Origin of the sequence: Streptomyces sp. NPDC015171 (assembly GCF_043079545.1) — a bacterium.
GTDB lineage: Bacteria > Actinomycetota > Actinomycetes > Streptomycetales > Streptomycetaceae > Streptomyces.
The window spans coordinates 13,913-31,931 of the sequence record NZ_JBIBUO010000012.1 but is presented as its reverse complement, the minus strand read 5'-3'; the positions used below and the strand labels follow the sequence as shown (position 1 = coordinate 31,931).

General features: G+C 75.7%; 2 protein-coding genes. Both read left to right on the top strand.

The window, feature by feature from the left end:
* The first annotated feature begins 69 nt into the window (after window positions 1–69).
* Entirely contained in the window at window positions 70–969 is a 900-nt protein-coding gene (locus tag ACF073_RS28785) for a N5-glutamine methyltransferase family protein (protein WP_392074313.1), read from the top strand.
* 92 nt (window positions 970–1,061) lie between these two features.
* Window positions 1,062–17,975 (top strand): type I polyketide synthase, encoded by a 16,914-nt coding sequence (locus ACF073_RS28780; protein WP_392074312.1) that lies wholly within the window; start codon window positions 1,062–1,064, stop codon window positions 17,973–17,975.
* The last annotated feature ends 44 nt before the right edge of the window (window positions 17,976–18,019 follow it).

Here is an 18,019-nt window from a genome sequence, read left to right as displayed (position 1 = left end):
CGGATCCCGACCAGACATCGCCGGTGCATCGTGGCCCACCAGAACAGGACGACAACGACACAGGAACGGGTGACGATTGTGGTTCGCAAGACACACATGACCCATGTCGAGGACGCGGTGCAGATCCTCCTGAGGACCGGCGCCGTGCTGGCCGCGCAGGCGGAGGCGGAAGCCCTGGCGGCCCACGCCTTCGGAGCACCGGCGGACACCCTGCCGCCGGACGGCGAACCCGACGACGCGTCGGCCGCGCGGTTCCGCGAGCTGGTCGCCAGGCGGAGCGAGGGCGTTCCGCTGGGCTACCTCACCGGACGGGCCGCCTTCTCCGGCATCGACGTGGAGGTCGGCCCCGGAGTGTTCGTACCCATGATCGTCAGCGAGGCCACCCTCGCGGCCGGCCTCACCGCGGTGGCGGACATCGACGCCCCGCTCGTGGTCGATCTGTGCGCGGGATCGGCGGCGTTCGCCCTCGCCCTCGCGCACCACACCCCGAACGCCACGGTGCACGCCGTGGAACTCGACCCGGACGCACTCGACTACGCCCGCCGCAACAGCGCGCGGCGCACCGCACTCGGCGACCCGCCCGTCGTCCTGCACCAGGCCGACGTCGCACAGCCCACGACCCTGGCCGCACTCGACGGCACCGTGGACCTGGTGCTGTCCTCCCCGCCGTACATCCCCGACGAGACCGGCGTACCCGCCGAGTTCGGCGTGCACCAGCCCCGGCAGGCGGTCTTCAGCGGCCCCGACGGCCTGAGCGTCACCCGGCACGTCGTGGCGGCGGCGGCACGGCTGCTGCGTCCGGGCGGCACCCTCGTCCTCGAACACGGCCCCCTGCACGCCGCGACCGTGCCCGCCCTGCTGCGCGCCGACGGACGCTTCGACGAGGTGTCCGCGCACTGCGACGCGTACGTGGGGCACCCGCTGTACGCCCGGGCCGTCCGCGGCCGCCCAGGCCCCGCCACCGACTGAACCACGGGATGCGCCTCTAGGGAAAACCGCAGTCCACCGCGGTGAGACTGAGCCGGAAACCCGGCATCTCACCTCGAGAGGTTGACATCCCGATGTCGAACGAGCAGAAGCTGCGCGACTATCTGAAGCGGGCGATCGCAGACCTTCACGAGACGCGCGAGCAGCTGCGAGAGGCGCACGGCAAGAGCCGGGAACCCATCGCCGTCGTCGGGATGGCCTGCCGCTACCCCGGCGACGTCCGCTCGCCCGAGGAACTGTGGCGGCTGGTCCGCGACGGCGTGGACGCGGTCTCCGCGTTTCCCGCCGACCGCGGCTGGGACCTCGACGCCCGGTACGGCACCGACGCGGCCGGACCGGGCACCGCCCACCCGGGCGAGAGCGGCTTCCTCCACCACGCGGCGGACTTCGATGCCGAGTTCTTCGGCATCTCCCCGCGCGAGGCCCTCGCCATGGACCCGCAGCAGCGGCTGATGCTGGAGACCGCCTGGGAGGCCGTCGAACACGCCCGGATCGACCCGTCCTCCCTGCGCGGCAGCCAGACCGGCGTGTTCATCGGCACCGGGCACGGCGGATACGACTCCGGCGTCGAAGGGGACCGCAGGGAAGAGGTCGCGGGCCATCTGCTGACCGGCAACACCGTCAGCGTCGCCTCCGGCCGCATCTCCTACACACTGGGCCTGGAGGGCCCCGCCCTCACCGTCGACACCGCCTGCTCCTCCTCCCTGGTCGCCCTGCACCTGGCCGTGCAGTCCCTGCGCCGCGGAGAGTGCGCGCTCGCCCTGGCCGGCGGCGTGACCGTGATGTCGACACCGCAGATGTTCGCCGAGTTCGCCCGCCAGCGCGGCCTCGCGGCGGACGGCCGCTGCAAGCCCTTCGCCGCCGCGGCCGACGGCACCGCGTGGAGCGAGGGCGCCGGCGTCATCCTCGTGGAACGCCTCTCCGACGCACTGCGGGGCGGCCACCCGGTGCTCGCGGTCGTCCGCGGCACGGCCGTCAACCAGGACGGCGCGAGCAACGGACTCACCGCCCCCAACGGCCCCTCCCAGCAGCGCGTCATCCGCCGCGCCCTCGCCGACGCCGGCGTGCCCGCCCACGAGGTCGACACGGTGGAGGCGCACGGCACCGGCACCCGCCTCGGCGACCCCATCGAGGCGACGGCACTCCTCGCCACCTACGGCCAGGACCGCCCCGCGGACCGTCCGCTGCTGCTCGGCTCCATGAAGTCCAACATCGGCCACACCCAGGCCGCCGCCGGCATCGCGGGCCTCATCAAGACCGTCCTGGCCATGCGGCACGGCGTGCTGCCCAGGACCCTCCACCTGGACGAGCCGTCCCCGCACGTCGACTGGTCGGCGGGCGCCGTCGAACTCCTCACCGAGGAGACCGCCTGGCCGCACAACCCCTGGCCGCGCCGGGCCGCCGTCTCCTCCTTCGGCGTCAGCGGCACCAACGCCCACGTGGTCATCGAGGAGGCACCGCGGCCCGACGACACGGCAAAGTCCGCGCCGCCCGCCCCCGAGCACCCCGTGCGCCCGCTGCCCTGGCTGCTGTCCGCGAAGACCGCCAACGCCCTGCGCGCCCAGGCCGCCCGGCTCGCCGGCCACCTGCGCGAGCACCCCGGCCTCAGGGCCGCGGACGTCGCCGCCTCCCTCGCCACCACCCGGGCCGCCCTCGACCACCGGGCCGCCGTCGTCGGCGACGGGCGGGACACCCTCCTGGCCGGCCTGGACGCCCTGGCCGCCGGCGAGGGCGCCGACGCCACCGGCATCGCGGCCCAGGCCCCCCTGGCGTTCCTTTTCTCCGGACAGGGATCCCAACGCCTCGGCATGGGACGGGAGCTGTACGAACGGTTCCCGGTGTTCGCGGACGCCTTCGACGCGGCGTGCGCCGCACTGGACGAGCAGCTGGCGCTGCCGGTCCGCGAGGTGGTCTGGGGCGAGCGCGAGGAACTCCTGAACCGGACCGTGTACGCCCAGGCGGGGCTGTTCGCCGTCGAGGTGGCGCTGTTCCGCCTGCTGGACTCCTTCGGCGTGCGGCCCGACTTCGTCGCCGGACACTCGATCGGCGAGATCGCCGCCGCCCACGCGGCCGGGGTCCTCTCCCTCGCCGGCGCCTGCCGGCTGGTCGCCGCACGCGGACGGCTCATGGACGCCCTGCCCGAGGGCGGAGCGATGCTCGCGGTGCGGGCCAACGAGGAGGAGGTCCGCCCGCTGCTCGGCGAGTTCGTTACCCTCGCGGCCGTCAACGGCCCGGACGCCGTGGTCGTCTCCGGTACCGAGGAGGCGGTGGCCGCGATCCGCGCCCACTTCGAGGACCGCAAGGCGAGCCCGCTGCGCGTCTCGCACGCCTTCCACTCGCCCCTGATGGACCCGATGCTGGACGACTTCCGCCGGGTCGCCGAGGGACTGGACTTCGGCACCCCGGTGATCCCGGTCGTGTCGAACCTGACGGGCGCGATCGCCGCGCCCGAGGACCTGTGCTCACCGGACTACTGGGTACGCCATGTCCGCGAGACGGTGCGCTTCGCCGACGGCATCCGCGCGCTCGCCGACGCCGACGTGACCCGCTTCCTGGAGCTGGGCCCGGAGGGCGTCCTGACCGCCATGGCGGCGGAGTCGGCCGGCGGGTCGGCCGTCCTCGTCCCCGTCCTGCGCAGGCACCGCTCCGAGGAGTCCGCGGTCGTCGACGCCCTCGCCCGCCTGCACACGTGCGGCACCGGCGTCGACTGGGCCGCGTTCTTCGCCCCGCTCGGCACGGCCACCGTGGCCCTCCCCACCTACGCCTTCCAGCACCGGCGCTACTGGCTCCCGGCGGAGCAGCGGGCCGCCGTACCGGCCGCGGCGGGCGCGGCCGACCCGGTGGAGACCGCCTTCTGGGAAGCCGCCGAGCGCGGCGACCTGCGGGCCGCGGCCGGCGTGCTCGGCGTCGAGGGGCAAGAGGCCGAGGCATCCCTCGACGGACTCCTGCCCGTCCTCGGGGCGTGGCACAGCCGCCGACGGGTCCGGTCGACCATCGGCACCTGGGCCTACCGGACCGTCTGGACGGCCGTCGGCGGCGGTTCCGCCGCGGCCCGGCCCGCCGCACAGGACGGCGGCTGGCTGGCCGTCGTACCGGACACCCTGTCCGACGACGGCCCGGCCGGCGCACTGCTCGACGGGCTCGCCGACCGGCTCGGGCGCCTGGAACGGGTCGTCGTCACCACGGCCGGCGCCGACACGGACCCGGGCGACGGCGACCTCGCCGACCGGGTGACCGCGGCACTGGCCGAGCACGGCCCGGTGTCCGGCGTACTGTCCTTGCTGGCCTTCGACGAGCGCCCGCACGCCGCGTACCCGGCCGTGCCGCGCGGCCTCACCGCCACCGCCGCGCTGGTACGGGTCCTGGAGGAGGCCGCCACCGAGGCACCGCTGTGGTGCCTGACCCGGGGCGCGGTCCCGGCCGCCGGCCCGGACCGCGCCCTCAGCCCCGTGCAGGCACAGATCTGGGGCCTCGGCCGGGTCGCGGCGCTCGAACACCCGCGGCAGTGGGGCGGACTCGTCGACCTTCCCGCGACCCTCGACGCCACCACGGCGGGCCGGGTCGCCGCGGTCCTCACCGACGCCGCCGAGGACCAGGTCGCCGTCCGCGCCTCCGGAGTCTTCGCCCGCCGCCTGGCACGCGTACCGGTCCGCGACGAGGACACGGACCGGGCGCGGGAGAGCTGGACCGCCCCGCGCGGCACCGTCCTCGTCACCGGCGGCACGGGCGCCCTCGGCGCGCGGGTCGCCCACTGGCTCGCCGGCGCCGGCGCCGAACACCTGCTGCTCGCGAGCCGCCGCGGCCCGGCCGCGCCCGGCGCGGCCGGACTGGCCGCGGAGCTGACCGCACGCGGGGTACGCGTCACCGTCGCCGCCTGCGACACCGCCGACCGCGACGAGCTGGCCCGGCTGCTGGCCGCCGTCCCGGCCGACGTACCGCTGACCGGTGTGGTGCACGCCGCGGGCGTCCTGGACGACGGTGTGCTCGGCGCGCTGGGACCGGACCGCTTCGAGGCGGTGCTGCGGGCGAAGGCCCAGTCCGCCCGCCATCTCGACGAGCTGACCCGTGCCGCCGGCCATGGGCTGTCGATGTTCGTGCTGTTCTCGTCGGTCACCGGCGTCCTCGGAAACGCCGGCCAGGCCAACTACGCCGCCGCCAACGCCCATCTGGACGCCCTCGCCGAACTGCGCCACGCACACGGCCTGCCGGCGACCTCCGTGGCCTGGGGCAGCTGGGGCGACACCGGCATGGCCGCGGGAGACGCGGCGCTCGCCGGCCGGATGCGCCGCGACGGACTCACCCCCATGGCCCCCCGGCTCGCCCTCGCCGCCCTCCAGCAGGCCCTCGCCCAGGGCGCCGTCTGCCGCACCGTCGCCGACATCGACTGGGAGCTGCTGGCCCCGTCCCTGACGGCGGCCCGCCCCAGCCCGCTCATCGCGGCACTGCCCGAGGTCCGCGGGCTCGGCGCCGCCGGCGCACCGTCCGCCGCGGACTCCTCCCCGCTGCGGGACCGGCTGCTCGCCCTGCCGTCCGCCGCCGAGCGGGAACACCTGCTGCTCGAACTGCTCCGCGAGAACATCGCCCGGGTGCTCGGACACGCCTCGGCGGGCCTGGTGGACGTCAACAAGGCGTTCCGGGACCAGGGATTCGACTCCCTGACCGCCGTGGAGCTGCGCAACCGGCTGACCGCCGCGACCGGCGTACCGCTGCCGGCCACCCTGCTGTTCGACCACCCGACCGCCGCCGCCGTCGCCACCCGGCTGCTGACCGAGATGCTCGGCGGCCACGAGACCACCGCCGGCCTGCCCGCGACGACCGGCTCCTCGGCGGCCGGCGCCGGCGAACCCATCGCGATCGTCGCGATGGCCTGCCGGTTCCCCGGCGGGGTCGCCTCGCCCGAGGCGTTCTGGCAGCTGCTCTCCGAGGGCGCCGACGGCATGTCCGGCTTCCCCGCCGACCGGGGCTGGGACACCGAAGGGCTCTACCACCCCGACCCGGACCACGAGGGCACCAGCTACGTCCGTGAAGGCGGCTTCCTGACCGACGTGGCCGGGTTCGACGCCGGCTTCTTCGGGATCTCGCCGCGCGAGGCGCTCGCCATGGACCCCCAGCAGCGGCTGCTCCTGGAGACCGCCTGGGAGGCCGTCGAGCGCGCCCAGATCGCCCCCGACACCCTGCGCGGCAGCGCCACCGGCGTGTTCGTCGGCTCCAACTTCCAGGACTACCAGACCCTCCTGGGCGGCACCGCCGACGACCACAGCGGACACCTGATGACCGGCAACGCGGCCAGCGTCGTCTCCGGACGGGTGTCCTATGCGCTCGGCCTCGAAGGCCCGGCCGTCACCGTCGACACGGCCTGCTCCTCCTCCCTGGTCGCCCTGCACCTGGCCGCGCAGGCGCTGCGCCGGGGCGAGTGCGACCTCGCCCTGGCCGGCGGTGTCACCGTCATGTCGACTCCGCAGGTGTTCGTCGGGTTCTCCCGGCAGCGCGGACTCGCCCCCGACGGGCGGTGCAAGGCGTTCGCGGCGGCGGCCGACGGCACCGGCTGGGCCGAGGGCGCCGGCCTGCTGCTGGTGGAGCGCCTGTCCGACGCGCTGCGCAACGGCCACCAGGTCCAGGCCGTCGTCCGGGGCACCGCCGTCAACCAGGACGGCGCCAGCAACGGGCTCACCGCCCCCAACGGCCCCTCCCAGCAGCGCGTCATCCGCCGCGCCCTCGCCGACGCCGGACTCACCACGGCCGACGTGGACGCCGTCGAGGCACACGGCACCGGCACCCGGCTCGGCGACCCCATCGAGGCCCAGGCCCTGCTCGCCACCTACGGCCAGGACCGCCCCGCCGACCGCCCGCTGCTGCTCGGCTCGGTGAAGTCGAACATCGGCCACACCCAGGCCGCGGCCGGCGTCGCCGGCGTGATGAAGATGGTGCTGGCGATGCGGCACGGCATCCTGCCGAAGTCACTCCACATCGACGAACCGTCCCCGCACGTCGACTGGACGGCCGGCGCCGTCGAACTGCTGGCCGAACCGGTGCCCTGGCCCGAGGCGGACCGGCCGCACCGCGCCGGTGTCTCCTCGTTCGGCATCAGCGGCACCAACGCCCACGTGATCGTCGAGGCGGCACCCGAACCCGCCCCCGCCGCCACCCCCGCGACCGCCGCCACCGCCCTGCCCTGGTTCCTCTCCGCCAGGAGCGCGGACGCCCTGCGCGCCCAGGCGGCCCGGCTCGCCGCCCGCCTCAGGGCCGCGGACCAGACCCCGGACCTCCCCGGCATCGCCCGCGCGCTCACCACCACCCGCACCGCCATGGAGCACCGCGCGGCCGTCGTCGCCGCCGACCGGGACGGCTTCCTCACCGGACTCGACGCCCTCGCCGAGGGCCGCGCCGCGGGGCACCTCCGCGACGCGGTCTGCGAGAACGACGGGGAGAGCGTGTTCGTCTTCCCCGGCCAGGGCTCCCAGTGGGCGGGCATGGCCCTCGAACTCCTCGACACCTCACCCGTGTTCGCCGCGCGCATGGCCGAGTGCGCCACCGCCCTTTCCGCCTACACCGACTGGTCGCTGACCGACGTGCTGCGCGGCGCGGACGGCGCCCCGTCCCTCGACCGGGTCGACGTCGTCCAGCCCGTCCTGTTCGCCGTCATGGTGTCGCTGGCAGAGCTGTGGCAGGCCCACGGCGTGCGGCCCGCCGCGGTCGTCGGCCACTCCCAGGGCGAGATCGCCGCCGCCTGTGTCGCCGGTGCGCTGTCCCTGGACGACGCCGCCCGCGTGGTCGCCCTGCGCAGCCGCGCCCTGACCGCGCTGTCGGGCCAGGGCGGCATGGTCTCCGTCGCCCGGCCCGCCGACGAGACCCGCGAACGGCTCGGCGCCTGGGGCGAGAGGCTCTCCCTGGCCGCCGTCAACGGACCGGGCTCCGTGGTGGTCTCCGGCGACCCGGACGCCCTGGACGAGCTGATCGCCGCATGCGACCGCGACGGCGTACGCACCCGCCGTATCCCCGTCGACTACGCCTCCCACTCCGCCCAGGTCGCCCTCATCGAGGACGAACTCCACACCCTCCTCGCCCCCGTCGCACCCCGCCCCGCCGACATCCCCTTCTACTCCACCGTCAGCGGCACCCACGTCGACACCACCACGCTGGACGCCGCGTACTGGTACCGAAACCTGCGCGGAACCGTCGAGTTCGAACAGGCCGCACGCGCGCTGCTGGACGCGGGCCACCGGGTGTTCATCGAGGTCAGCCCGCACCCGGTGGTCACCACCGGCGTGCAGGAGACCATCGAGGCCACGGGCGCCGCTGCCGCCGCCACCGGCACGCTCCGCCGCGACGAGGGCGGCCTCGACCGCTTCCGCCTCGCGCTCGCCGAGGCCCGCGTCCACGGCACCCGCGTCGACTGGGACGCCTTCTTCACCACCGCGACCGGCGGCGCCCTCCCCCCTGCGGCGGCCCTGCCCACCTACCCCTTCCAGCACCACCCCTACTGGCCCCGCACGGCCGCCGGGACGCCCGGCGACGTCACCTCGGCAGGGCTCGGCACCCTCGACCACCCGCTGCTGGGCGCCTCCCTGCCGCTCGCCCAGCAGGACGGGCTGGTCGCGACCGCCCGCTGGTCCCTGCGCACCCACCCCTGGCTCGCCGACCACGCCGTCTCCGACACGGTGGTCGTGCCGGGCGCCGCCCTCGTCGAAGCCGTCATCCGGGCCGGCGACGAACTCGGCTGCGGCAGGCTCGCGGAACTCACCCTGCACGCACCCGTCCCGCTGCCCGAGCACGACGGCATCCAGGTGCAGATCTCCGTCGGCGCACCCGACGAGTCCGGCACCCGACCCGTCGCCGTCCACACCCGCCGGGCGGCCGACACCGACGGCCCCTGGACCCGCCACGCCACCGGCGCGCTCGCCGCCCCCGCCGAGGAGACCTCGCAGGGCCTCGAAAGCTGGCCCCCGCAGGGCGCGGAGCCGGTCGCCGGCATGGCGGACCACTACACGGCGCTGCGCACCGAGGGCTACCGGTACGGGCCGGTGTTCCAGGGCGTACGCGCCGCCTGGCGGCTCGGCCCCGACGTGTACGCCGAGGTGGCGCTGCCCGAGGAGGCCCACCAGGACGCGGCCCGCTACGGCATGCACCCCGCCCTGCTCGACGCGGCGCTGCACACCGCCGGACTCGGCCCGCTCCGCAACGACGACGGCCGCACCGGCCTGCCCTTCTCCTGGACCGGCGTCACACTCCTCGCGACCGGCGCCACCGCACTGCGGGTCCGGATCTCCCCGGCGGGCCAGGACGCCGTGACCGTACTCATGGCCGACACCGAGGGCCGGCCCGTCGCCGTGATCGACTCCCTGGCCGTACGGCCCGTCACCGCCGGCTCGCTGACCGCGTCCGACGCCGCCCCGCCCATCGTCCGCGACGCCCTCTTCCACCTGGAGTGGACCGCGCTGCCCGCCCCGCCGGCCCCGCGGGACACGCGATGGGCCGTGCTCGGCGACGCGGCTGACCACGCCGACCTGGCCGCCCTCGGCGCGGCAGGCGTCACCGTCGACCCCTGGCAGGACCTGACCACGGCCGCCGGCACCCCCGACGCCGTCCTGCTCATGGCCCCGCCGCCGCTCCCCAGCACCGCCGCCCCCGAAGCCGCCGCGACCGCACTCGACCACGTCCTGGAAACGCTCGGGGCCTGGCTCGCCGACCCCCGCTTCGACGCCACCCGCCTCGTCGTCGTCACCCGGGGCGCGGTCGCCGCCGACCCCGGAGCGGACGTCACCGACCTGCCGGGCGCCGCGCTCTGGGGCCTGCTGCGCACCGCGCAGAGCGAGCACCCCGGCCGCATCACCGTCGCCGACCTCGACGACGACCCCGCCTCCTGGCAGGCCCTGGCACACGCCGCCGCCGGAGACGAACCCCAGCTGGCACTGCGTCAGGGCACCGCACACGCCCCGCGCCTCGCCCGCACGCACCAGTCGGCCGCGCTGCCCGTCCCCGCTCCCGGCACCCCCTGGCGGCTGGACATCCCCGAGAAGGGCACCGTCGACAACCTCGTCCTCACCCCGTGCCCCGACGCCGCGGCACCCCTGGAGCCCGGCCAGGTCAGGCTCGCGGTCCGCGCCGCCGGCCTGAACTTCCGGGACGTCCTCAACACCCTCGGCATGTACCCGGGCGGCGCCGAGTTCCTCGGCTCCGAGGCCGCGGGCGTCGTCGTCGAGGCGGCACCGGACGTCACCCGGCTCGCCCCGGGCGACCGGGTGATGGGCATGGTGACCGGCGGCTTCGGACCGCTGGCCGTCGCCGACCACCGGGTCCTCGTCCGCATGCCGCACGGCTGGACCTTCGCCCAGGCGGCGGCCACCCCCGTCGTCTTCCTCACCGCCTACTACGCGCTGCGCGACCTCGCCGGGCTCACGGCGGGCGAGTCCGTCCTCGTCCACGCCGCGGCCGGCGGCGTCGGCATGGCCGCCACCCAGCTGGCCCGCCTGTGGGGAGCCGAGGTGTACGGCACGGCCAGCGTGCCCAAGCAGCGCACGCTGCGCGCCGCCGGCTGGCCCGCCGACCGGCTGGCCTCCTCCCGCACCCTCGACTTCGAGAACCGCTTCCGCACCGCGGGCGACGGCACCGGCATGGACGTCGTCCTCAACTCCCTCGCCGGGGAGTACGTCGACGCGTCCCTGCGCCTGCTGCGCCCCGGCGGCCGGCTGATCGAGATGGGCAAGACCGACATCCGCGACGCCGACACCGTCGCCCGGGACCACGACGGCGCCTTCTACCGCGCCTTCGACCTCAAGGAGGCCGGCCCCGAACGCATCGGCGCGATGCTCACCGAACTCGTCGGCCTCTTCGAACAGGGCGCACTGAGCCCCCTGCCGGTCACCGCCTGGGACGTGCGGCACGCACCCGAGGCGTTCCGGTACGTCTCCCAGGCCCGCCACACCGGCAAGGTCGTCCTCACCGTGCCCCGCCCCTGGGACCCCGACGGCACCGTCCTGATCACCGGAGGCACCGGTGAACTGGGCCGCGCCCTCGCCCGCCACCTCGTCACCGAACACGGCGTACGGCATCTGCTGCTCGCCGGGCGCCGCGGTCCGGACCGCCCCGCCGCCCTCGAACTGTGCGAAGAGCTGGCCCGGTCGGGCGCGCGGGTCGCCGTCGCCGCGTGCGACGCCGCCGACCCGGACGACCTGGCCCGGCTGCTCGCCGCCGTACCCGACGCCCACCCGCTGACCGCCGTCGTCCACGCCGCCGGCGTCCTCGACGACGCGGTGGTCGCCTCCCTCACCCCCGAGCGGCTGCGGACCGTGCTGCGCCCCAAGGCGGACGCGGCCTGGAACCTGCACGAGCTGACCCGCCACCACGACCTCGCCGACCTCGTGCTGTTCTCCTCCGCCGCCGGCGTGTTCGGCAACGCGGGACAGGGCAACTACGCCGCCGCCAACACCTTCCTCGACGCCCTCGCCCGGCACCGCCAGGTGCACGGCCTGCCCGCCACCTCCCTCGCCTGGGGCCTGTGGGCGCAGGCCAGCGACATGACCCGGCACCTCGGCGAAGGCGACCTGACCCGCGCCCGGAACACCGGCGGGCTGCCGCTGTCCACCCGGGACGGCCTCGCCCTGTTCGACGCGGCGCTCGCCGCCCGCCGGCCCCTGCTCGTACCCGTACCGCTCGACGAGCGACTCCTGCGCACCCGCGCCCAGTCGGCCCTCCCGCCCGTCCTGCGGGCCCTGTTCCGCGCACCGGCCCGGCGTACCGTCGGCCCCACCCGGCCCGGCGGCACCGGCGGACTGCGCGGCCGGCTCGCCGGACTGGCCGGCGACGAACGCCGCGCCCTGCTGCTCGACCTGGTCACCACCTCCGCCGCCGCCGTCCTCGGCCACACGGGCACCGACCTCGTCCACGCCGGCAAGGCGTTCCGCGACCTAGGCTTCGACTCGCTGACCGCCGTCGAACTGCGCAACCGCCTCGCCACGGCCGCCGGAGTGCGCCTGCCGGCCACCCTGGTCTTCGACTACCCGACCCCGGCGGAGCTGGCCGGGCACCTGGACACCCTGCTCCGCGACGAGCAGGCCGGCCCGTCCGCCCCGGCCGCCGACGCCGGCGCACCCGTCCGCGCCGACGAGCCGATCGCCATCGTCGGCATGGCCTGCCGCTACCCCGGGGGCGTGCGCACCCCGGAGGACCTGTGGCGGCTGCTGGCCAGCGGCACCGACGCCATCGCCGGCTTCCCCACCGACCGCGGCTGGGACCTCGACGGGCTCTACGACTCCGTCCCCGACCACCCCGACGCCTCCCGCACCCTCGAAGGCGGATTCCTGCACGGCGCCGCCGACTTCGACGCCGACTTCTTCGGCATCAGCCCGAACGAGGCGCTGGCCATGGACCCGCAGCAGCGGATCCTGCTGGAGACCGCCTGGGAGGCCGTCGAACGGGCCGGCATCGACCCCAGAGCACTGCGCGGCAGCCGCACCGGCGTCTTCGCCGGCGTCTCCTCCAGCGACTACATGTCCCGAGGCGCCGACATCCCCGACGCCCTCGCCGGATACGTCAACAACGGCAACGCCGACAGCGTCGTCTCGGGCCGGGTCGCCTACACCCTCGGCCTTGAGGGCCCGGCCGTCACCGTCGACACGGCCTGCTCCTCCTCCCTGGTCGCCCTCCACCTGGCCGTCCAGGCACTGCGCCAGGGCGAGTGCACGCTCGCCCTCGCGGGCGGAGTCACCGTCATGTCGTCGCCGGTGATCATCGTGGACTTCTCGCGGCAGCGCGGAATGGCCGCCGACGGCCGCTGCAAGCCCTTCGCCGACGCGGCCGACGGCACCGGCTTCGCCGAGGGCGCCGGCCTCCTCGTCGTCGAACGCCTCTGCGACGCACAGCGCAACGGACACCGTGTGCTGGCCGTCGTCCGCGGCTCCGCGATCAACCAGGACGGCGCCTCCAACGGCATGTCGGCCCCCAACGGGCCCGCACAGCAGCGCGTCATCCGGCAGGCCCTCACCGCCGCCGGGCTGACGGCCGCCGACGTGGACGCCGTCGAGGCGCACGGCACCGGCACCCGGCTCGGCGACCCCATCGAGGCCCAGGCCCTGCTGGCCACCTACGGCAAGGACCGCGCCGGGGACCACCCGCTGCGACTGGGCTCCGTCAAGTCCAACCTCGGACACACCCAGGCCGCGGCCGGTGTCGCGGGCGTGCTGAAGATGGTCCTCGCGCTGCGTGCGGGAGTGCTCCCCAAGTCGCTCCACATCGACACGCCCACCCGGCACGTCGACTGGTCCGCCGGGGCCGTACGCCTGCTGGACGAGGCCGCGCCCTGGCCCGCCGACGGCACCCGCCCGCGCCGCGCCGGTGTCTCCTCCTTCGGCATCAGCGGTACGAACGCCCACATCATCCTGGAGGAGGGGCCGCGGACGGGTCCCGAGGAATCGGAGGTGCCGGAGGGCAGCCCGGCGAATGCGACGGGTTCCAAGGATCCGGAGGGGCCGGAGGGGCCGGAGGGGCCGGAGGGTTCCCAGGATTCGAAGGGTTGCAAGGATTCGCAGGGTTCGGAAGGTTCGGAGGGCGCGAAGGATCCGGCGGGGCCGGAGGGTTCGAGGGGGCCGGAGGGTTCGAGGGGGCCGGAAGGTTCGGAGAGGCCGGCGGCTCCGACCGCGCCGACGTCCGCCGAGCCCGCCCCCGCCGAAGCACCGCCCCTCACCCCCACGCCCACCGACGCCCTGCCCTGGCTGCTCTCCGCGCGCAGTGCGCCCGCGCTGCGCGGGCAGGCCCAGGCTCTCCTCGCCCACCTGGACACCCCGGCCGGACAGCGGGCCACCGCACGCGACCTCGCCGCGTCCCTCGTCACCCAACGCGCCCTGCTCGAACACCGAGCCGTCGTGACCGGTACCGACGGCGCCGCCCTGCGCGCCGGACTGCGCGCCCTCGCCGACGGCACCCCGGCCCCCGGAGTCGTCGTGGGCCGGCACGCCGTGGGCCGCGCCCGCAAGGCCGTCCTGGTCTTCCCCGGCCAGGGCTCGCAGTGGACCGGCATGGGCGCCCAACTCCTCGACACCTCAACGGCGTTCGCCCACCGGATCGCGGAGTGCGAACAGGCGCTCGCCGCGTACACCGACTGGTCCCTCACCGGGGTGCTCCGCGGCGCCCACGACGCCCCTTCGCTCGACCGCGTCGACGTCGCCCAGCCCGCTCTGTGGGCCGTCATGGTCGCGCTCGCCGAGGTCTGGCGCGCGCACGGCGTCGAACCCGCCGCCGTCCTCGGCCACTCCCAGGGCGAGATCGCCGCGGCCTGCGTCGCCGGAGCCCTCTCCCTGGACGACGCCGCCCGCGTGGTGGCCCTGCGCAGCCGCGCCATCGCCGACGACCTGTCCGGGCACGGCGCGATGGTCTCGGTCGCCGCCTCGCACGACACCGTCCTCACCAGGCTCGAACCCTGGGGCGAACGGATCTCCGTCGCCGCCGTCAACGGGCCCGCGAGCGTCGTGGTCTCCGGCGAGCCCGAAGCCCTCGACGAACTGATCGCCGCCTGCGAGCGCGACGGCGTACGCGCCAGGAAGATCCCCGTCGACTACGCCTCGCACTCCGCCCAGGTCGAACGCCTCCGCACCCGGCTCCTCGCGGACCTGGCCGGCATCGAGACCCTCCCGGCCCGCACCCCCTTCCTCTCCACCGTCACCGGCGACTGGATCGACTCCGGCACCTCCCTCGACGCGCACTACTGGTACGAGAACCTGCGCCGCACCGTCCGCCTGGAGGACGCGCTGCGCACCCTGCTGCGACAGGGGCACGACGCCTTCGTCGAGTCGAGCCCGCACCCCGTGCTCACCCCGGGCATCGAGGACACCGCCGCTGCGGCGGAGGCCGACGTGGTCGTCATCGGCACGATCCGCCGCCACGACGGCGGGCGGGCCCGCCTCCTGACCTCCCTGGCAGAGGCCCACACACACGGCGTGCCCGTCGACTGGACCCCCGCCGTCGCCGGCGGCCATGCCGTGGACCTGCCGACGTACGCCTTCCAGCGCCGCCGCTACTGGCTGGAGGCCGCACCCCGTGCCGCCGCCGGGCGTCCTGCGGACCCGTCCGGCCTGGACACCGCCGTCCATCTCGCCGGCGAGCACGGCACGGTCGTCCTCACCGGCACCCTCGGCGCGAGCGGCCACCCCTGGCTCACCGACCACACCGTGCACGGCACCGTCGTCGTGCCGGGCACCGCGCTGGTGGAATGGGCGGTCCGCGCCGCCGACGAGGCAGGATGCGGCACCGTCGACGTACTCACCCAGCACACCCCGCTGGTGCTGCCGGGGGGCGCGACGGCCGAGATCCAGGTGACCGTCGGCGCGGCCGACGGGGCCTCAGGACGCCGTCCGCTCACGGTGTTCACCCGCCCCGCGGGACCGGCCACGGACACGGAGTGGACCCGCCACGCGACCGGAACGGTCTCCCCAACCGCAACCGCAACCGCAACGGACACCGTTCCCGTCCCCGAAGACGCGGACCTCGGCACTTGGCCGCCCCAGAACGCACAGCCCGTCGACACCGGGGCGCTGGAGGACGACCTCGCCGGGCACGGATACGACCCGGGGCCGCTCTTCCGCACCGTACGGACCCTGTGGCGGTGCGGCCAGGACATCGTCGCCGAGGTGGCGCTGCCCGACGAGGACCGGGCGGACGCCGCGCGCTTCCGCCTCCACCCCGCGCTGCTCCAGACCCTGCTGACCGGCGCACCCGCGCTGGGCGACGACACGGCCGGGCTGCCCGTGACATGGCGAGGCATCTCCCTGACCGCCATGGGCGCCGACACCCTGCGCGTACGGCTCACCCGCACGGCGGACGGCACCGTGTCCGTCACCGCCACGGACCCGGCGGGCGCACCCGTCCTGACGGTCGACTCGGTCGCCACCCAGCCGCTCGCGCACGAACAGCTCGTGGCGGCGACGACCGGAGCCGTATGCCAGGACGCCCTGTACCGGACCGAGTGGCCGACCTGGCAGACGGGGCGGACGGAGCAGACCGGGCAGACGGAGCGGACGGGGCGGACGCAGGCGTGGGATCCGGCGGACCCCCGTCCCGTCGACGCCCGCCCCGCGCCGGAACCGGTCACCTTCGAGGGACCCGACGCCCTGCGCACCGCGCTCCGGAGCACCGAAGGCCGCCCGCTCCCGGCCGCCGGGACCGTCCTGCTGCGCCTGGGCACCGCGTCCGGCTCCGCCACCGCGTCCGGCTCCGCCACCGCGTCCGGCTCCGCCACCGCGTCCGGCGCCGACGGCACGCCCGTGCGGGAACTGCTGCGCCTGGTCCAGGAATGGCTGCCCGACCCGCGGCTCGCGGACGTACGCCTCGCCGTGGTCACCCGCGACGCCGTGGCCACCGGGCCCGACGACGAGATCGCCGTACCCGCCGAAGCCGCCGTCCGGGGTCTGATCCGCTCCGCCCAGTCCGAGCACCCCGGCCGCTTCCTCCTCGTCGACACGGACGGCACCGAGGCGTCCGAAGCCGTCCTCGCCGAGGCCGTCACCGCCGCCGTCGCCGGCGAAGAGACCCAACTGGCGCTCCGCGCCGGCACGGTGACCGTCCCCCGCCTGCACCGCGCCACACCCGCCGACGACCCGGCCCACCGCGCGTGGGAAGCCCACGGCGCCGGCACCGTCCTCATCACCGGCGGTACCGGAACCCTCGGCGCGCTGCTCGCCCGCCACCTGGTCGAGCGGCACGGAGTACGCCGACTGCTGCTCACCGGCAGGCGCGGCCCCGCCGCTCCGGGCGCCGAGGCACTGCGCGACGAACTCACCCGCATGGGCGCCGAGGTCACCGTCGCCGCCTGCGACGCCGCCGACCGCGACCGGCTCGCCGAACTGCTCGCCACCGTCCCCGAAGAGCACCCGCTGACCGCCGTCTTCCACGCGGCCGGCGTCCTGCACGACGGACTCCTGGAGAACCTCACCGCCGAGGACCTGGAGAAGGTGTGGCGACCCAAGGCGGAAGCCGCCTGGAACCTGCACGAGCTGACCCGCGGCACCAAGCTCTCGGCCTTCGTGCTCTTCTCCTCCTTCGCCGGAGTCATGGGCGGCATGGCCCAGGCCAACTACGCGGCCGCCAACGCCTACCTCGACGCCCTCGCCCAGCACCGCCGCGCACACGGCCTCACCGCCGTCTCCCTCGCCTGGGGATACTGGGGAGATTCCAGTGGAATGACGGCCACGCTGGACCGCGTGGATGTCGCCCGCTTCGCCCGCTCCGGCATGCTGCCGCTCTCGGCAGGCCAAGGACTCGGCCTGCTCGACGGCGCGGCGGCCGTCGACAGCGCCCAGCTGATCCCCGTCCGGCTCGACCTGCGGGCCATCGCGTCCGCCGGCAGCGTGCCGCCGCTGCTGCGCGCCCTCACGGCCGGCGGTACCCCCGTACGCCGCACGGCCGGCAGCGGGGCGACCGCCGGCACGGCCACCGCCACGGCCGCCGACGGACACGGGCCCGACGGGCACGGACTGCGCGACCGCCTGTCCGCCCTCAGCGCGGCCCAGGGCGAAGCCCTCCTGCTCGACCTGATCAGCGCACATGTCGCCGGTGTCCTCGGGCACGGCTCCGCCGCGGCCGTCGAACCCGAGCGAGGCTTCCTCGACCTCGGCATGTCCTCGCTCGCCGCCGTGGAGGTCCGCAACCGCCTCGGCGCCGAGACCGGCCTGCGCCTGCCCACCACAGCGGTCTTCGACCATCCCACGCCCCTCGCCCTCGCCCGCCACCTGCGCGGACAACTGGTACCGGAGAGCGGCGACGGCACCGTCTCCGCCGTCTTCACCGAACTCGACGCCCTGGAGACCGCGTTGTCGGCGGCCGACCTGGACACCGAGGGCCGCGCCCGGCTCGTCACCCGGCTCAAGGCACTCCAGTGGAAGGTCGACGCCACCGCCGACGGGACACCCGACGAGGACGACGGCACCGGCGACGCCGACCTCGCGGCCTCCACCGATGACGAGATGTTCGACCTCATCGACAAGGAACTCGGCCTCGCCTGACCAAGCCACGCCGATCCCAGAGCGACCAGCACCACCCCTTCCCG

Excerpts from the sequence above, each read along its gene's own strand:
- ACF073_RS28780 (WP_392074312.1), top strand. The coding sequence starts at position 1,062 with ATGTCGAACGAGCAGAAGCTGCGCGACTATCTGAAGCGGGCGATCGCA.